Raw genomic sequence first — 15,201 nt, forward strand, 5'->3', positions numbered from 1 at the left:
CCGCAGAACCCGTACACCCGGCCCGCGGGCACCCCGCCGACCGGACAGTACCAGGGCGCGCCCCTCCCCCCGGCCCAGAACCCTCCCGGCGCGCCGCTGCCGCCCAACCAGACGCAGGGCGGGGCCCTGCCCCCCACCCACACCCAGGGCGGGCCGGTCCCCGGCGGACCGCTGCCTCCCAACCAGACCCAGGGCGGACCGGTCCCGGGCGCGCCCCTGCCGCCCCCGCCGAACCACGGCGGACCGGCCCAGGGCGGACCGCCGCCCAACCAGACGCAGGGCGGAGCCCTGCCCCCCACCCACACCCAGGGCGGGCCTCTGCCCGCGCTCCAGAACCCGCCGGGCGCGCCGATGGGGCCGGGCGCCCGCCCCCCGGCGCCGCACGCCCCCCACCCGCAGGCACAGCACCCGCAGGCACAGCTCCCCCAGGCCCCGTACGCCGCGCCGACCGGCGGCCAGCCGTCCATGGCCCCGCGCCCGCCGGGCACCGGCCCGCAGGCCCCCCAGGCCCCCGGTCCCCACGCGCCGCAGGGGCCCGTGCCCGGCCAGCCGCCGCCCGCCCCGTACGCCGCCCCGACCGGCGGCCGGCCCCCGATGGCGCCGGCGCCCGGCGCGCCGATGGGCCCGCCCCCCGGCGCGGTGCCCCCCGGCCCGCCCGCGCCCGAGCCGGTGTTCCCGCCCGACGCCATGGGCGCCACCCAGCAGATCTCCGCCGTCCCGGCGGGCCGCGGCGACAACCGGCCGCTCTTCCGCGACGAGGTCCCCGAGGACGCCGGTGCGGACACCGCCCAATTCGACGTCCGGGCCGTCGACGACTACGACGACTACGAGGGCGGGTACGACGACTACGGCCCCTACGACGACGGGGCCGCCAAGCGCCGCAAGGCCCTGATGATCGGCGGGTTCGCCGTCGCCCTCGTGCTCGTCGGCGGCGGGACCTTCTACTTCGCCAGCGGCGGCCTGGGCGGCTCCTCCGGCAACGCCACCACCGTCTCCAGCGAGGACGACGACCCGGGGGCGCTGGCCGCCGAGACCCTCTTCCCCGAGACCCTGGAGATCGAGGGCCAGGGCTCGTTCTCCCGGGTGGCCGTGGACGAGACCGAGGACTGCGCCGCCGGCGCCCACGGCGACTACGGCACCGTGCTCGCCGACAACGGCTGCCGCCAGCTGGTCCGCGCCTCCTACCTGAGCGAGGACGAGGGACAGGCCGTCACCGTCGGCGTCGCCGCGATGGCCGACGCCGAGAGCGCCACCACCGCCCTGGACGCCCAGAACCTGAACGACGCCCAGTGGTTCGCCGGGCTGGCCGGCGAGGAGGGCTCCCCCGCCGAGCGCCTGGGGCACGCGGGCGGCCACGGCAGCGGCGGCCAGTGGGGCCGCTACCTGCTCTTCTCCCTGGCCACCAACAGCGACGGGGGCGAAGAGGGCGCCGAGGACCTGGCCCCGGTCAGCGAGGGCTTCCTGGAGACGGCCTACGACCGGCTGTCCGAGGACCGCGGCTGACCCGCGCCGCCGAAGCCGAAGGGGACGTCCGGGCGGACGTCCCCTTCGTGTTCGTCCCGGCCGCCCCCTGAGGGCGCCCGGCCGGCGGCGGTCCCTAACGGCAGGGCAGCTCGCGGACGCGGCGGGTGGCGGAGGCGCGGGCGGCCAGCTCCTCGTCGGCCGGGTAGCGCACCTCCTCCAGGCTCAGCCCCTGCGGGCCGACCACGTGCACGGCCGGGTCCCGCACCGCGGCGCCCAGCACCCGGGCGGGCCAGTCGACCGGGCGGCGGCCGTCGCCCACCGCCAGCAGGCAGCCCACCAGGGCGCGGACCATGTTGTGGCAGAACGCGTCCGCCTGGATCGTGCCGTGGAGCAGGTGCGGGCCCACCCGCTCCCACTCCAGGCGCAGCAGCTCGCGGATGGTCGTGGCGCCCTCCCGCTTCTTGCAGAACGCCGCGAAGTCGTGCTCCCCGCGCAGCCGCTCGGCCGCCGCGTTCATGCGGTCCGCGTCCAGCGGGTTCTTGTGCCACAGCACGTCCCGGCGCAGCAGCGGGTCCACCCCGTAGGGCGCGTCGCTCACCCGGTACAGGTAGCGGCGGAACAGCGGGGAGAAGCGCGCGTCGAACCCGGGCGGGGCCGGGCGGGCAGCGGACACCCGCACGTCGGGCGGCAGCACGCCGGCCAGTCGGCGCAGCACCCGCTCCCCCTCGCGCTCCCACGTCCCCGCGGGCACGTCGGCCTGGGCCACCTGGCCGCGGGCGTGCACCCCGGCGTCGGTGCGCCCGGCGCAGGTCAGCGACACCTGGGGCAGGCGCAGCACCCGGGCCAGGGCGGACTCCAGCTCGCCCTGGACGGTGCGCCGGTTCGGCTGTACCGCCCACCCGGAGAAGTCCGTGCCGTCGTAGGCCACGTCGAACCGGATCCGGATCGTCGGCTCCGGCACCTCGTTCATCTCGTCCGTCACATCGGTCCCATCGACACCTCGGAAAACACGAGTGCCCGACCCCTGCGGGATCGGGCACTCGTCCGGTCGGTGTGCACCCGGGATGCGCCCGTGTGCCTCACACCCGACCTACTTGCTCTCGGAGTTCTCCTCGGCCGGGGCCTCGGCGGCCTCGGTGGCCTCCGCGCTCTCCTCGGCCTTGGTCTCCTCGACCTGGGCCTCCTCGGCCTTGGTCTCCTCGACCGGCTCGGCCGGGGCAGCGGCGGCGGCCGGCTTGGCGGCCAGCGCCTCGACCAGCTCGATGACCGCCATCGGGGCGTTGTCACCCTTGCGCGGACCGATCTTGGTGATACGGGTGTAACCACCGGGACGGTTCTCGTAGCGCGGGCCGATCTCGGTGAAGAGCTCGTGCACCACGGACTTGTCCGTGATCTTGGTCAGCACCTGGCGGCGGGCGTGCAGGTCACCGCGCTTGCCGAGGGTGATGAGCTTCTCGGCGTAGGGGCGCAGGCGCTTGGCCTTGGCCTCCGTGGTGCGGATGCGGCCGTGCTGGAACAGCGAGGTGGCGAGGTTCGCCAGGATGTGCCGCTCGTGAGCGGGCCCGGAACCCAGACGGGCGCCCTTGGTAGGCGTGGGCATGGTGTCGTTCTCCTAGTGATGCGGTCCACGGCCGCACTCGGCCGGGGACCATGGGGCGACGAAGGTCAGTACTGCTCCGTCTCGACGAAGGACTCGCCCTCGTCGTCATCGGAGCCGAAGGAGTCGGCCGCGGTGCCGGGGTCGAATCCGGGCGGGGAGTCCTTCAGCGACAGGCCCATGTCGACGAGCTTCTGCTTCACCTCGTCGATGGACTTGGCACCGAAGTTGCGGATGTCCAACAGGTCCTGCTCGGAGCGGGCAACCAGCTCACCGACGCTGTGGATGCCCTCACGCTTGAGGCAGTTGTAGGACCGGACCGTGAGGTTGAGGTCCTCGATCGGCAGCGCCAGGTCGGCCGCCAGGGCGGCGTCCGTCGGCGACGGGCCCATGTCGATGCCCTCGGCGTCGACGTTGAGCTCGCGGGCCAGACCGAACAGCTCCACCAGCGTCTTACCGGCGCTCGCCACGGCGTCACGGGGACGGATCGCGGGCTTGGTCTCGATGTCGACGATCAGGCGGTCGAAGTCGGTGCGCTGCTCGACTCGGGTGGCCTCGACCTTGTAGGTCACACGCAGGACCGGCGAGTAGATGGAGTCGATCGGGATCCGACCGATCTCCTGTCCGGCCTGCTTGTTCTGCGTCGCCGAAACGTAGCCGCGGCCGCGCTCGACCGTCAGCTCCATCTCCAGCTTGCCCTTGCCGTTGAGCGTGGCGATGTGCAGGTCGGGGTTGTGCACCTCGACACCGGCCGGCGGAGCGATGTCCGCGGCGGTCACCACACCCGGGCCCTGCTTGCGCAGGTACATCAGCACCGGCTCGTCGTGCTCGGAGCTGACGACCAGGCCCTTGAGGTTGAGGATCATCTCCGTGACGTCCTCCTTGACACCGGGCACGGTGGTGAACTCGTGCTCGACGCCCTCGATCCGGATGCTGGTGACGGCCGCACCCGGGATGGAGGACAGGAGGGTCCTGCGCAGAGAGTTTCCGATGGTGTAGCCGAAGCCCGGCTCCAGCGGCTCGATGACGAACTTCGAGCGCAGGTCCGAGAGCGGCTCCTCGGTCAGCGTGGGACGCTGTGCGATCAGCATGGTCCGTGTTTCCCTTCCACATGGCCGCCCGCTATTTGACGGCCACCGACGGGCACCGGCGAGGTGCCCGCATTTCCACTCGGATTCCTACCCGGCCCGCGCGGTCCCGGAGCGTCTCCGGGGCCGGCGCGGGTTCAAGCGCGGCGGGGCGCCCGCGTGGATAGGACCGCGGGCGCCACGGCCGGGATCAGACCCGGCGGCGCTTGGGCGGACGGCAGCCGTTGTGCGGCACCGGGGTGACGTCCTGGATCGAGCCGACCTCCAGCCCGGTCGCCTGCAGCGAGCGGATGGCGGTCTCGCGGCCCGAGCCCGGCCCCTTCACGAAGACGTCCACCTTGCGGACGCCGTGCTCCTGCGCGCGGCGGGCGGCGGCCTCGGCGGCCATCTGCGCGGCGTAGGGGGTCGACTTGCGCGAACCCTTGAAGCCCACCTGGCCGGAGCTGGCCCACGAGATCACGGCACCGGTCGGGTCCGTGATGCTCACGATCGTGTTGTTGAACGTGCTCTTGATGTGAGCGTGTCCGTGGACAATGTTCTTCTTTTCCTTGCGGCGCACCTTGCGCGCAGCACCCTGACGGCCCTTAGGCGGCATGAGCGAAACTCCCAGAGATCATCGGTCCGTTGTTGTCTCGGACGCGGTCGAAAGGTCCGAGCGGACTACTTCTTACCGGCCTTCTTCTTACCGGCCACGGTCTTCTTCTTGCCCTTGCGGGTGCGCGCGTTGGTCTGGGTGCGCTGGCCGCGGACCGGGAGGCCACGGCGGTGGCGGATGCCCTGGTAGCTGCCGATCTCCATCTTGCGACGGATGTCGGCCTGCACCTCGCGGCGCAGGTCACCCTCGACCTGGTAGTTCGCGCCGATCCACTCGCGCAGCTTGACCAGGTCCTCTTCGGACAGCTGGTACACGCGGGTGTTGCCGTCGACACCGGTTTCCTTCAGGGTCTCGAGCGCGCGGGTGCGGCCGATCCCGAAGATGTACGTGAGAGCGATCTCCACCCGCTTGTCGCGGGGAAGGTCGACGCCTTCAATACGTGCCATGTGGGCGAAACTCCATCCATGCCTTCGCGGAGGTCTGACCCGCTCCACCCTCTCGTCGCCCAATCGACGAGGCCCCGGCCTCCGACCGGGGGTTCTCCCCGGGCCGGCCGCGTCGCGCGGCGCCCGGAGATCGGAACAGGTTGTTCGTTGTGTGATGCGGTCCCGCACCGGGGGCACTCCCCCGATCGGGTCCTGCGGCGTGAAGCCGCGGCCGGCGGGCCGGGGTGGTTAACCCTGGCGCTGCTTGTGCCGCGGGTCCGCGCAGATGACCATGATCCGACGGTTGCGACGGATCACGCGGCACTTCGCGCAGATCTTCTTGACGCTCGGCTTGACCTTCATGGTGACTCCGAACTCGGAGCCGTCCCGGCCGTGGGGCCCGGACGGTCTACTTGTAGCGGTAAACGATGCGCCCGCGCGTGAGGTCGTACGGGCTCAACTCCACGACGACGCGGTCGTCGGGGAGAATGCGGATGTAGTTCATCCGCATCTTGCCGCTGATGTGGGCAAGGACCTGGTGCCCGTTGTCGAGCTCTACCTTGAACATCGCGTTGGGTAGGGACTCGACAACGGAGCCCTCGATCTCGATGGCGCCGTCTTTCTTGGCCATGTCCTCCACGCCTCGCTCATCAACTGGTCGATCATGACAACCCGACGCGACCCCGGTGTCCCTTCACACGACGCGAAGGCACCGACGACGGGGGGACCCGCGTCGCCGACACCGAGGACACTGGAAGATCGGGCCAACTGCAAGAGCGGTACGTCGCTGGAAGGACGTGGTGCGAAGAAGGCAGACTGACCCAACAGCCCGCGTATGGGCAATGACAGTCTATCCCCTCGGGGCAACCACTCCGGACCGCGACCCGTACCGCCCCCGGCCACAACGCCGCGGCCGGGCGTTCTCTTCCCGGTCCGCGCCCTCTCGGTCCCCGGAACCCCGGCGGCACGCCCCTTCGGGCCCGCTCCGCCCCGGTCCGCGCCCGGCGGGGCTACTCCCCGATCTCGTCCCGGCGGCCGCGGCCGCTGGCCAGGACGCCGACGGTGACGACGGACATCACGATCCCCCAGGGCCCCAGGACCCACAGGAACCACGGATAGTCGTAGTCCGTGGTGAGGTAGAGGATGAACCAGATCACGAAGCACAGGACGTTGACCCCGGCGTAGAGCATCCAGGGCACCATCAGCGCCGGGTCGCGCAGGGTCAGGACCGGAGGGGCCGCCCCCTCCTCCCGGCGCGGCGCGGCGCCGCGGACCTCCGCGAGGTCGCGTTCGGGCAGGTCCTGGGTGACCACCTCGAGCTCGTCCACGGTCCGCGCCTTGTAGGCGCGGCCCAGGCGCTCGGTGAACTCCTCGTGGTCCAGCCGCCCCTGCGCGAAGTGCTCCTGGAGGAGCTGCGCGACGCGGTCGCGGTCGGCATCGGACGTACGGGTCGACGGAACCGGGTCGGACACTGCGCGCACCTCGCATCCCGTGAGTGCTGCCGTCCCCCGCGCCGGGCGGCGGGAGCCGGGCCCGGCCTACCAGGCGGGCTGGACGAATCCCATTCGAGAGATCTTATCCCGGTCCGACTCGCGGGCGGTGAGCACGAGCGGGCCGTCCGCGGTGATCGCGACCGAGTGCTCGAAGTGCGCGGCGCGTCTGCCGTCCCGGGTCACCACGGTCCAGCCGTCGTCCAGCTGGAGGACGTCGTGGCGGCCCAGGGTGGTCATCGGCTCGATGGCCAGGCACATGCCCTCGACGAGCTTGAGGCCCTTGCCCCGGCGCCCGTGGTTGAGGACGTGCGGCTCCATGTGCATCTCGGTGCCGATGCCGTGGCCGCCGTACTCGCGGACGTTGCCGTAGCCGCCGTTGGCGGAGATGTAGTGGTCGATCGCGTGGCCGATGTCGCCCAGGCGCTTGCCGGGCCGCAGCTCGGCGATGCCCCGCCACATCGACTCCTCGCAGACCTCCATCATCCGCAGGTCCTCGGGGCGGGCCTCGCCGACCGCGACGGTGATCGCCGAGTCGCCGTGCCAGCCCTCCAGGACGGCCCCGCAGTCGATGGAGATGATGTCGCCCTCGGCCAGCACCCGGTCGGCGCCGGGGATGCCGTGGACGACCTCCTCGTTGACGGACGCGCAGATGGAGCCGGGGAACCCGTGGTAGCCCTTGAACGAGGGGGTCGCGCCGGCGTCGCGGATGACCTTCTCCGCCAGCGCGTCCAGTTCGAGGGTGGACACCCCGGGCCGCACCGCGGCCCGGAGTGTGTCCAGGGCGCGGGCCACGACCCGGCCCGCCTCCCTCATCAGGGCGATCTGCTCCGGCGTCTTGATCTGCACGCCGTTCGCCTTGCCGAACATCAGGACCCGGCCCCGGCCTTGCCCTCGATGGCGGCCATGGCCCGGCCGGTCACCTCGGCCACGGGACCCGTGGCCGCGATGGTGGCCAGCAGGCCCTCCTTCTCGTAGTACTCCACGAGCGGGGCGGTCTGCTCGCGGTAGACCTTCAGCCGGTGGCGGATGGTCTCCTCGCGGTCGTCCTCGCGCTGGTACAGCTCGGCACCGTCGTCGTCACAGCGCCCCTCGGTCTTGGGGGCGTCGTACTCGACGTGGTAGACCCGGCCGCACTGCGGACACGAGCGGCGGCCCGAGAGCCGGCGCACGACCTCGTCCTCGTCGACCCTCAGTTCCAGGACGACGTCGAGCCGGGTGTCGAGGTCGCGGAGCATGCCCTTGAGCGTCTCCGCCTGGGGGACGTTGCGGGGGAACCCGTCGAGCAGGAAGCCCCCGGCCGCGTCGTCCCGGGCGAGCCGGTCCTTGACCATGGCGTTGGTGACCTCGTCGGGGACGAGGTCACCCCGGTCCATGTACTCCTTGGCCTTCTTACCGAGTTCCGTGCCACCGCTGACGTTGGCCCGGAAGATGTCGCCTGTGGACACCTTCGGGATCGACAGCTCGGCCGCGAGGATCTGGGCCTGGGTGCCTTTGCCGGCCCCAGGCGGCCCCACCAATACAGCACGCATTTATCGCAGAAAACCTTCGTAGTTCCTCTGCTGGAGGTGACTCTCGATCTGCTTCACCGTGTCCAGCCCGACACCGACCATGATCAGGATGCTCGTACCGCCGAACGGGAAGTTGGCGCTGGCGGCGCCGGTGGCGCCCAGGGCGACCATCGGCAGCAGAGCGATCACACCCAGGTACAGAGAGCCGGGAGTCGTCAGCCGGGTGAGCACGAAGTCGAGATACTCGGCGGTCGGACGCCCTGGTCGGATACCCGGGATGAAACCACCGTACTTCTTCATGTTGTCGGCGACCTCAGTGGGGTTGAAGGTAATCGCGACGTAGAAGAACGCGAAACCGACGATCATCACGAAGAAGGTCACCATGTACACGGGGTGTGTACCGGTGAGGAAGTACGTGGAGATGAAGTTCACCACGCGGTTGTCCGAGTCCTGGCCCAGGAGGCCGACCAGGAGCTGCGGGAGGTACAGCAGCGAGGAGGCGAAGATCACGGGGATGATGCCCGCCTGGTTCACCTTGAGGGGGATGTAGGTCGAGCTGCCCCCGTACATCCGGCGGCCCACCATGCGCTTGGCGTACTGGACCGGGATGCGGCGCTGGGCCTGCTCCATGAACACCACGGCCGCGATCAGGGCCAGGCCCGCGATGCAGATGACCGTGAAGATCCAGACCGAGCGCTCCTGGTAGAGGCTCATGATCGAGGCGGGGAACATCGCGACGACCTGGGTGAAGATCAGCAGCGACATACCGTTGCCCACGCCGCGCTCGGTGATGAGCTCGCCGAACCACATGATGATGCAGGTACCGGCGGTCATCACGAAGACGATGGTCACCAGGGTGAGGATGTCCTGGTTGGGCATGTAGGAGCTGACCGGGATGGCCCCCTGGAACAGGGCGCCCGTCCGGGCCATGGCGACGATGCTGGTGGCCTGCAGGACCGCGAGCATCAGCGTCAGGTAGCGGGTGTACTGGGTGATCTTGCTCTGCCCGGCCTGGCCCTCCTTCTTGAGGGCCTCCAGGCGGGGGATGACCACCGTCAGCAGGTTGATGATGATGCTCGCGGTGATGTAGGGCATCACACCGAGCGCGAACACCGCCAGTTGCAGGAGGGCGCCACCACTGAACAGGTTGACGAGCGCGTACACACCGGACTGGTCGCCCGCCGTGATGATCTCCATCTGGTCGCGGATCGCGGCCGAGTCGATACCCGGCGCGGGGATCACCGAACCCAGACGGAACAGCGTCAGGATGAACAGTGTGAACAGCAACTTGTTACGCAGGTCGGGCGTGCGGAATGCACGAACGAACGCACCTAGCACGTCTCCTCCTGCGCGGCTTCGGCGGCGGAACGGATTCCAGACATCGCGGCCGATCCTGAATCGTCGTTGAACGGCAGCCCCGGGCGGTGGCCCGGTGCTCGGAAGTACTCACACTACGTCAAGCGGTGAGGTCAAACAGATGGCACTGTAACAGCCATCACCGTGCTGTTGAGTTCGCGAGTCATAACGATCAACACTCACAAGCACGCGGGGCGCCCGCCGGCCCGATCGTTCTCCGACCGGCCCGGGCGGGCGCCCCAGTGTGCGCATGCGGGGTTGACCCCTACAGCTCGGTGACGGTGCCACCGGCCGCGGTGATCTTCTCCTTCGCCGAGGCGGAGAACGCGTCAGCGCTCACCTGCACGGCGACGGTGATCTCACCGGTGCCCAGCACCTTGACGAGCTCGTTCTTGCGAACGGCGCCCTTGGCGACCAGCGTGGCCACGGTGACCTCGCCGCCCTCCGGGAACAGCTCGCTCAGCTTGTCCAGGTTGACGACCTGGTAGGTCTTCTTGAACCTGGCGTTGCTGAAGCCCTTGAGCTTGGGCACCCGGCGGATGAGGGGCATCTGCCCGCCCTCGAAGCCGGGGCGGACGGTGTTACGAGCCTTGGTGCCCTTGGTGCCGCGACCGGCGGTCTTGCCCTTGGACGCCTCGCCGCGACCCTTGCGGATCTTGGCCTTGTTGGCGCCCGGGGCGGGCCGCAGGTGGTGCAGCTTGAGCAGCTCGTCGGGGTTGTAGTCGCTCATTCCGCGACCTCCTCGACAGTGACCAGGTGCGAGACGATCATGAGCTGGCCGCGCACCTCGGGACGGTCCTCACGGACGGTGGACTTGCCGATCCGGCCCAGGCCCAGCGACTGCAGAGCAGCGTGCTGCTTCTTCTTGCCGCCGATCTTGGAACGGGTCTGCGTGATCTTGAGCTTGGCCATGGTCAGGCTCCTGCCTTCGCCTCAGCACGAGCGCGCAGCATGGCGGCCGGGGCGACGTCCTCGATCGGCAGGCCACGGCGGGCGGCGATCTCCTCGGGCTGGTTGAGCCCCTTGAGCGCGGCGACCGTGGCGTGCACGATGTTCAGCGGGTTGGACGACCCGAGCGACTTGCTCAGGATGTCGTGGATGCCGGCGCACTCCAGGACGGCGCGCACGGGGCCGCCGGCGATGACACCGGTACCCGGGGCGGCCGGACGGAGCAGGACGACGCCGGCGGCGGCCTCACCCTGGACCCGGTGCGTGATCGTGCCCTGGATGCGGGGGACGCGGAAGAAGTTCTTCTTCGCCTCCTCGACACCCTTGGCGATCGCGGCCGGGACCTCCTTGGCCTTGCCGTAACCCACACCGACCATGCCGTTGCCGTCGCCGACGACGACCAGGGCGGTGAAGGAGAAGCGACGGCCGCCCTTGACGACCTTCGCGACCCGGTTGATGGTCACGACCTTCTCGATGTAGGAGACACCCTTGTCTGCGGCGCCGCCGCGGCGATCGTCACGGCGATCACGCCGCTCGCCACCGGCGCCGCGCCGCGGTGCTGCAGCCATCAGTGGTTCCTCTTCTCGTGGTTGTTCTCAGCCTTTACAGAGGTCATACGCCTAGAACTCCAGCCCGCCCTCGCGCGCCGCGTCGGCGAGCTTGGCGATCCGGCCGGCGTACTGGAACCCGCCGCGGTCGAAGACCACGGTGGTGACGCCGGCGGCCTTCGCACGCTCCGCGATGAGGCGGCCGACCTGCGCGGACTTGTCCGACTTGGTGCCCTCGAAGGAGCGCAGGTCCGTCTCGACGCTGGAGGCCGCGACCAGGGTGTGACCCTTGGTGTCGTCGATGACCTGGGCGACGATGTGCTTGGAGGAGCGGAACACGGCCAGGCGCGGACGCTCGGCGGTGCCGAAGATCTTCTTGCGGACGCGGAACTGGCGGCGCGCACGCGAGGTCGCGCGCTTGGCGGTCCGCTTGCGGGCCACGGTGATACCCATGCCTACTTACCAGCCTTTCCGGCCTTGCGGCGGATGTGCTCACCCTGGTACCGCACGCCCTTGGCCTTGTACGGGTCGGGCTTGCGCAGACTGCGGATGTTCGCCGCGACCTGACCCACGAGCTGCTTGTCGATGCCCTCCACGTGGAGGAGCGTGGGCTTCTCGACGCGGAAGGTGATGCCCTCCGGGGGCTCCACCACGACGGGGTGGCTGTAGCCCAGCGAGAACTCCAGGTTGGAGCCGCGGGCCTGGACGCGGTAACCGACGCCGTGGATCTCCAGGGTCTTGGCGTACCCCTTGGAGACACCCTCGACCAGGTTCGCCAGCAGCGCACGGGTCAGCCCGTGCAGCGAGCGGTTCTCCGGCTTGTCGTCCGGGCGGGACACCGTGACGACGCCTTCGGCGTCCTTCGCGACGGTGATCGGCTCGGCGACGGTGTGCTTGAGTTCGCCCTTCGGCCCCTTGACAGTGACGTCTTGCCCGTTAATCGTGACTTCGACGCCCTTGGGGGCCGAGATCGGCAGTCGACCGATACGCGACATGCTTCAATCTCTCCCTGGTTACCAGACGTAGGCGAGGACTTCGCCGCCAACGCCGTTCTTCTTGGCCTGCTTGTCGGTCATCAGGCCGCCGGACGTCGAAATGATCGCCACGCCGAGGCCCCCGAGGACCCGGGGCAGGTTCTCCTTCTTGGCGTACACCCGCAGACCGGGCTTGGAGACCCGTCGGATGCCCGCGATCGAACGCTCCCGGGTGGGGCCGTACTTCAGGTCCAGGACGAGGTTCTTGCCCACCTGGGCGTCCTCGCTCCGCCAGCCCTGAATGAAGCCCTCCTGCTGGAGGATCTCGGCGATGTGCGCCTTGATCTTGGAATACGGCATGGCCACGGTGTCGTGGTAAGCCGAATTCGCGTTACGCAGACGCGTCAACATGTCTGCGATCGGGTCGGTCATTGTCATGGCCGACTGGCCCTTCCTCACCGCGGTTTCCGTGTGCGGGTCTTTCCAGAACCCGTTCCCCGCGTGAACCCGCGGGGACGCACGACCGGACCTTCGGCGTGGTCGTGGGCACCGCCGTCCCTCCCGGGACTGCCGTGCCCTGATTGGTTGAGATCATGCCGTTCCGCCCGTGAGGGGGCGGACACTTTGTGAGACGCCGTGCGGCGCCTCGGTGGGGCCGAGCGCCGCGCACACCGTCCGAGGGGGACGGGCGCGGGTCGGCCCCGCCGGGGACTACCAGCTCGACTTGGTGATACCGGGCAGCTCGCCCCGGTGGGCCATCTCGCGGAAGCAGATACGGCACAGGCCGAACTTCCGGAAGACGGCGCGCGGGCGACCGCACCGCGAGCATCGAGTATACGCGCGAACGCCGAACTTCGGCTTCCGCTGCGCCTTGGCGATCAGAGCCTTCTTAGCCATCTGTGCTTACCCCTCAGGCTTCCTTGAACGGGAAACCGAGCCGCTTGAGCAGGCTGCGGCCCTGGTCGTCGTTGATCGCGCTGGTGACGACGGTGATGTCCATCCCACGCACGCGGTCGACCTTGTCCGGGTCCACCTCGTGGAACATGACCTGCTCGGTCAGACCGAAGGTGTAGTTGCCGTTCCCGTCGAACTGCTTCGGGGAAAGGCCACGGAAGTCCCGGATCCGGGGCAGCGCCAGGGAGAGCAGCCGGTCGAGGAACTCCCACATCCGGTCGCCGCGCAGCGTGACGCTGGCGCCGATCGGCTGGCCCTCGCGCAGCTTGAACTGCGCGATGGAGTTCTTCGCCCGGTTGATCCGCGGCTTCTGCCCGGTGATCGCCGACAGGTCGGCGATCGCGCCCTGGATGAGCTTGGCGTCACGCGCCGCCTCACCGACACCCATGTTGACCACGATCTTCGTCAGACCGGGGACCTGCATGATGTTGGTGATGCCGTGCTCGTCCTTGAGGGCCGGAACGATCTCGTTCCGGTACTTCTCCTTGAGCCGCGGCATCGGCGGGGCCGTGATGTCGTTGGTAACCGTCATCAGATGTCCTTACCGGTGCGGCGGGAGACCCGAACCTTGGTTCCGTCTTCCTCGAAGCGGTAGCCCACCCGGGCGGCCTTGCCGTCTTCCACGAGCGCGACGTTGCTCACGTGGATCGGGGCCTCCTTGGTGACGACCTCGCCCTGCTGGCCGCCCGCCGGGTTGGCCTTCCTGTGCTTCTTGACCAGGTTGACGCCCTCGACGACGACACGGTCCTCCTTGGGCAGGGCCTTGACGACCTTGCCCGTGGCACCCTTGTCCTTGCCGGCGATGACGATGACCTCGTCGCCAGATTTGATCTTCATCGCCTACAGCACCTCCGGCGCAAGCGAAATGATGCGCATGTACTTCTTGTCCCGCAGCTCGCGGCCCACCGGGCCGAAGATACGGGTGCCTCGCGGGTCCCCACCGTCCTTGATGAGCACGGCAGCGTTCTCATCGAAGCGGATGTAGGAGCCGTCGGGCCGGCGGCGCTCCTTGACGGTGCGCACGACAACGGCCTTGACGACGTCGCCCTTCTTGACTCCAGCGCCAGGCAGGGCGTCCTTCACCGTGGCGACGATCGTGTCGCCGATCCCGGCGTAGCGCCGACCCGAGCCACCGAGAACACGGATGGTGAGAATCTCCTTCGCACCCGTGTTGTCGGCGACCTTGAGTCGCGACTCCTGCTGAATCACGTCTGCTCCTGATGTGATGCGTGCGGTCCACTGCCGCACGGCTAGGTGGTCTGCACCCCTCGCGCCGGCGGCCGACAACGGGTGTCGGCCGCCGACAGGCTGGGGTTACTTAGCCTTCTCCAGGATCTCCACGACGCGCCAACGCTTCGTCGCAGAGAGCGGCCGCGTCTCCATGACCCGGACGCGGTCGCCGACGCCGCAGGAGTTCGCCTCGTCGTGCGCCTTGTACTTGGTCGTACGGCGGATGACCTTGCCGTAAAGGGCGTGCTTCACACGGTCCTCGACCTCGACGACGACGGTCTTGTCCATCTTGTCGCTGACGACGTAGCCCTCGCGCACCTTGCGGTAGCTGCGAGCCTCGGTCTGGTTCTCACTCATTCGGCTGCTTCCTTCGACTCCTGCGCCGACTCACCAGACAGCGGGGCGATACCCAGCTCGTGCTCGCGCAGGATCGTGTAGATCCGCGCGATCTCGCGCTTGACGGTGCGCAGTCGGCTGTGGTTGTCGAGCTGACCGGTCGCGGCCTGGAAGCGGAGGTTGAAGAGCTCGGCCTTGGCTTCCTTCAGCTTCTCGGCCAGGTCCTCGACGGACTGGTCGCGGAGCTCCTGGGCAGTCACGGACTTGGCCATCACTCCCCCTCCCGCTTAACGAACTTGCACTTCATCGGGAGCTTGTGCATGGCACGGCGCATCGCCTCCTTGGCGATGTCCTCGGGCACGCCCGACAGCTCGAACATCACACGACCGGGCTTGACCGGCGCGACCCACCACTCCGGGGAACCCTTACCGGAACCCATGCGGACCTCGGCGGGCTTCTTCGTCAGCGGGCGGTCCGGGAAGATGTTGATCCAGACCTTGCCGCCACGCTTGATGTGACGCGTCATGGCGATACGAGCGGACTCGATCTGCCGGTTGGTCACGTAAGCCGACTCCAGAGCCTGGATGCCGAACTCACCGAAGTTGACGGTCGTGCCGCCCTTGGCCTTGCCGCGCAGGTCCGGGTGGTGCTGCTTGCGGTACTTGACCTTACGAGGAATAAGCAC

At 69.3% G+C, this 15,201-nt stretch carries 25 protein-coding genes; 1 reads left to right on the top strand and 24 read right to left on the bottom strand.

Annotated features, from left to right (window positions below; genetic code table 11):
- Positions 1-537 precede the first annotated feature (537 nt).
- A complete protein-coding gene (locus K1J57_RS05385) occupies positions 538-1,503 on the top strand; it encodes a hypothetical protein (protein ID WP_370634599.1) in 966 nt (321 codons plus the stop codon).
- 94 nt (positions 1,504-1,597) lie between these two features.
- Here K1J57_RS05385 and truA read toward each other — a convergent pair whose 3' ends face one another.
- The 24 genes from truA to rplP all read right to left on the bottom strand — a co-directional run bounded on the left by truA (position 1,598) and on the right by rplP (position 15,201).
- On the bottom strand, positions 1,598-2,434 hold the full coding sequence (truA, locus tag K1J57_RS05390; RefSeq protein ID WP_220565355.1) for a tRNA pseudouridine(38-40) synthase TruA: 837 nt from the start codon (positions 2,432-2,434) through the stop codon (positions 1,598-1,600).
- 120 nt (positions 2,435-2,554) lie between these two features.
- The gene (gene rplQ / locus K1J57_RS05395; RefSeq protein WP_220563379.1) at positions 2,555-3,064 is read right to left on the bottom strand and encodes a 50S ribosomal protein L17; all 510 of its coding nucleotides are present in this window, start codon (positions 3,062-3,064) and stop codon (positions 2,555-2,557) included.
- Between the two features lie 65 nt (positions 3,065-3,129).
- Complete coding sequence (locus K1J57_RS05400) at positions 3,130-4,152, bottom strand: DNA-directed RNA polymerase subunit alpha (protein WP_220563380.1); 1,023 nt, start codon at positions 4,150-4,152, stop codon at positions 3,130-3,132.
- A gap of 187 nt (positions 4,153-4,339) precedes the next feature.
- Entirely contained in the window at positions 4,340-4,744 is a 405-nt protein-coding gene (gene rpsK / locus K1J57_RS05405; protein WP_013156138.1) for a 30S ribosomal protein S11, read from the bottom strand.
- Positions 4,745-4,809: 65 nt separating this feature from the next.
- Positions 4,810-5,190, bottom strand: coding sequence for a 30S ribosomal protein S13 (gene rpsM, locus K1J57_RS05410; protein ID WP_220563381.1), 381 nt, complete (start codon positions 5,188-5,190; stop codon positions 4,810-4,812).
- Positions 5,191-5,418: 228 nt separating this feature from the next.
- Complete coding sequence (gene rpmJ, locus K1J57_RS05415) at positions 5,419-5,532, bottom strand: 50S ribosomal protein L36 (RefSeq protein WP_073382354.1); 114 nt, start codon at positions 5,530-5,532, stop codon at positions 5,419-5,421.
- A gap of 46 nt (positions 5,533-5,578) precedes the next feature.
- Complete coding sequence (gene infA, locus K1J57_RS05420; protein ID WP_013156135.1) at positions 5,579-5,800, bottom strand: translation initiation factor IF-1; 222 nt, start codon at positions 5,798-5,800, stop codon at positions 5,579-5,581.
- 379 nt (positions 5,801-6,179) lie between these two features.
- Positions 6,180-6,641 carry a DUF1707 domain-containing protein gene (locus tag K1J57_RS05425; RefSeq protein ID WP_220563382.1) on the bottom strand — a complete coding sequence of 154 codons (462 nt, stop codon included), beginning with the start codon at positions 6,639-6,641 and terminating at the stop codon, positions 6,180-6,182.
- Between the two features lie 66 nt (positions 6,642-6,707).
- A complete protein-coding gene (map, locus tag K1J57_RS05430) occupies positions 6,708-7,529 on the bottom strand; it encodes a type I methionyl aminopeptidase (RefSeq protein ID WP_220563383.1) in 822 nt (273 codons plus the stop codon).
- On the bottom strand, positions 7,529-8,191 hold the full coding sequence (locus K1J57_RS05435; RefSeq protein ID WP_220563384.1) for an adenylate kinase: 663 nt from the start codon (positions 8,189-8,191) through the stop codon (positions 7,529-7,531). The genes map and K1J57_RS05435 overlap by 1 nt, the downstream gene beginning before the upstream one ends.
- Positions 8,192-9,508 carry a preprotein translocase subunit SecY gene (secY, locus tag K1J57_RS05440; RefSeq protein WP_220563385.1) on the bottom strand — a complete coding sequence of 439 codons (1,317 nt, stop codon included), beginning with the start codon at positions 9,506-9,508 and terminating at the stop codon, positions 8,192-8,194. It abuts the gene before it with no gap.
- 283 nt (positions 9,509-9,791) lie between these two features.
- Entirely contained in the window at positions 9,792-10,256 is a 465-nt protein-coding gene (rplO, locus tag K1J57_RS05445) for a 50S ribosomal protein L15 (RefSeq protein WP_220563386.1), read from the bottom strand.
- Positions 10,253-10,438 carry a 50S ribosomal protein L30 gene (rpmD, locus tag K1J57_RS05450; protein WP_220563387.1) on the bottom strand — a complete coding sequence of 62 codons (186 nt, stop codon included), beginning with the start codon at positions 10,436-10,438 and terminating at the stop codon, positions 10,253-10,255. Before rpmD ends, rplO begins: the two co-directional genes overlap by 4 nt.
- 2 nt (positions 10,439-10,440) lie before the next feature.
- The gene (gene rpsE / locus K1J57_RS05455; RefSeq protein ID WP_073382340.1) at positions 10,441-11,043 is read right to left on the bottom strand and encodes a 30S ribosomal protein S5; all 603 of its coding nucleotides are present in this window, start codon (positions 11,041-11,043) and stop codon (positions 10,441-10,443) included.
- Between the two features lie 51 nt (positions 11,044-11,094).
- The gene (gene rplR, locus K1J57_RS05460; protein ID WP_220563388.1) at positions 11,095-11,475 is read right to left on the bottom strand and encodes a 50S ribosomal protein L18; all 381 of its coding nucleotides are present in this window, start codon (positions 11,473-11,475) and stop codon (positions 11,095-11,097) included.
- 2 nt (positions 11,476-11,477) lie between these two features.
- Entirely contained in the window at positions 11,478-12,017 is a 540-nt protein-coding gene (gene rplF, locus K1J57_RS05465) for a 50S ribosomal protein L6 (RefSeq protein WP_220563389.1), read from the bottom strand.
- Positions 12,018-12,035: 18 nt separating this feature from the next.
- Positions 12,036-12,434, bottom strand: a complete 399-nt coding sequence (gene rpsH, locus K1J57_RS05470) for a 30S ribosomal protein S8 (RefSeq protein ID WP_220563390.1) — start codon at positions 12,432-12,434, stop codon at positions 12,036-12,038.
- Positions 12,435-12,707: 273 nt separating this feature from the next.
- Positions 12,708-12,893 (bottom strand): type Z 30S ribosomal protein S14, encoded by a 186-nt coding sequence (locus tag K1J57_RS05475; protein WP_220563391.1) that lies wholly within the window; start codon positions 12,891-12,893, stop codon positions 12,708-12,710.
- A gap of 13 nt (positions 12,894-12,906) precedes the next feature.
- Positions 12,907-13,482, bottom strand: a complete 576-nt coding sequence (rplE, locus tag K1J57_RS05480) for a 50S ribosomal protein L5 (protein ID WP_220563392.1) — start codon at positions 13,480-13,482, stop codon at positions 12,907-12,909.
- Positions 13,482-13,787, bottom strand: coding sequence for a 50S ribosomal protein L24 (gene rplX / locus K1J57_RS05485; protein ID WP_220563393.1), 306 nt, complete (start codon positions 13,785-13,787; stop codon positions 13,482-13,484). The genes rplE and rplX overlap by 1 nt, the downstream gene beginning before the upstream one ends.
- A gap of 3 nt (positions 13,788-13,790) precedes the next feature.
- Positions 13,791-14,159, bottom strand: coding sequence for a 50S ribosomal protein L14 (gene rplN / locus K1J57_RS05490; RefSeq protein WP_013156121.1), 369 nt, complete (start codon positions 14,157-14,159; stop codon positions 13,791-13,793).
- A gap of 105 nt (positions 14,160-14,264) precedes the next feature.
- Positions 14,265-14,537: a 30S ribosomal protein S17 gene (gene rpsQ, locus K1J57_RS05495; RefSeq protein WP_220563394.1), complete on the bottom strand. Its 273-nt coding sequence runs from the start codon at positions 14,535-14,537 to the stop codon at positions 14,265-14,267.
- Positions 14,534-14,788 (bottom strand): 50S ribosomal protein L29, encoded by a 255-nt coding sequence (gene rpmC / locus K1J57_RS05500; protein ID WP_073382437.1) that lies wholly within the window; start codon positions 14,786-14,788, stop codon positions 14,534-14,536. Before rpmC ends, rpsQ begins: the two co-directional genes overlap by 4 nt.
- Complete coding sequence (gene rplP / locus K1J57_RS05505; RefSeq protein WP_220563395.1) at positions 14,788-15,201, bottom strand: 50S ribosomal protein L16; 414 nt, start codon at positions 15,199-15,201, stop codon at positions 14,788-14,790. The genes rpmC and rplP overlap by 1 nt, the downstream gene beginning before the upstream one ends.

It is taken from the genome of Nocardiopsis sp. MT53 (genome assembly GCF_019598965.1).
Lineage (GTDB): Bacteria > Actinomycetota > Actinomycetes > Streptosporangiales > Streptosporangiaceae > Nocardiopsis > Nocardiopsis changdeensis.

Excerpts from the sequence above, each read along its gene's own strand:
- map (WP_220563383.1), bottom strand. The coding sequence starts at position 7,529 with ATGTTCGGCAAGGCGAACGGCGTGCAGATCAAGACGCCGGAGCAGATC.
- rpsQ (WP_220563394.1), bottom strand. The coding sequence starts at position 14,537 with ATGAGTGAGAACCAGACCGAGGCTCGCAGCTACCGCAAGGTGCGCGAG.
- K1J57_RS05435 (WP_220563384.1), bottom strand. The coding sequence starts at position 8,191 with ATGCGTGCTGTATTGGTGGGGCCGCCTGGGGCCGGCAAAGGCACCCAG.
- rpmC (WP_073382437.1), bottom strand. The coding sequence starts at position 14,788 with ATGGCCAAGTCCGTGACTGCCCAGGAGCTCCGCGACCAGTCCGTCGAG.
- infA (WP_013156135.1), bottom strand. The coding sequence starts at position 5,800 with ATGGCCAAGAAAGACGGCGCCATCGAGATCGAGGGCTCCGTTGTCGAG.
- rplQ (WP_220563379.1), bottom strand. The coding sequence starts at position 3,064 with ATGCCCACGCCTACCAAGGGCGCCCGTCTGGGTTCCGGGCCCGCTCAC.
- truA (WP_220565355.1), bottom strand. The coding sequence starts at position 2,434 with ATGAACGAGGTGCCGGAGCCGACGATCCGGATCCGGTTCGACGTGGCC.
- K1J57_RS05400 (WP_220563380.1), bottom strand. The coding sequence starts at position 4,152 with ATGCTGATCGCACAGCGTCCCACGCTGACCGAGGAGCCGCTCTCGGAC.
- rpsE (WP_073382340.1), bottom strand. The coding sequence starts at position 11,043 with ATGGCTGCAGCACCGCGGCGCGGCGCCGGTGGCGAGCGGCGTGATCGC.
- rplE (WP_220563392.1), bottom strand. The coding sequence starts at position 13,482 with ATGACGGTTACCAACGACATCACGGCCCCGCCGATGCCGCGGCTCAAG.
- rplO (WP_220563386.1), bottom strand. The coding sequence starts at position 10,256 with ATGAGCGACTACAACCCCGACGAGCTGCTCAAGCTGCACCACCTGCGG.
- rpsM (WP_220563381.1), bottom strand. The coding sequence starts at position 5,190 with ATGGCACGTATTGAAGGCGTCGACCTTCCCCGCGACAAGCGGGTGGAG.
- K1J57_RS05475 (WP_220563391.1), bottom strand. The coding sequence starts at position 12,893 with ATGGCTAAGAAGGCTCTGATCGCCAAGGCGCAGCGGAAGCCGAAGTTC.
- rplX (WP_220563393.1), bottom strand. The coding sequence starts at position 13,787 with ATGAAGATCAAATCTGGCGACGAGGTCATCGTCATCGCCGGCAAGGAC.
- rpsK (WP_013156138.1), bottom strand. The coding sequence starts at position 4,744 with ATGCCGCCTAAGGGCCGTCAGGGTGCTGCGCGCAAGGTGCGCCGCAAG.
- rplR (WP_220563388.1), bottom strand. The coding sequence starts at position 11,475 with ATGGGTATCACCGTGGCCCGCAAGCGGACCGCCAAGCGCGCGACCTCG.
- rpsH (WP_220563390.1), bottom strand. The coding sequence starts at position 12,434 with ATGACAATGACCGACCCGATCGCAGACATGTTGACGCGTCTGCGTAAC.
- rpmJ (WP_073382354.1), bottom strand. The coding sequence starts at position 5,532 with ATGAAGGTCAAGCCGAGCGTCAAGAAGATCTGCGCGAAGTGCCGCGTG.
- rpmD (WP_220563387.1), bottom strand. The coding sequence starts at position 10,438 with ATGGCCAAGCTCAAGATCACGCAGACCCGTTCCAAGATCGGCGGCAAG.
- rplF (WP_220563389.1), bottom strand. The coding sequence starts at position 12,017 with ATGTCGCGTATCGGTCGACTGCCGATCTCGGCCCCCAAGGGCGTCGAA.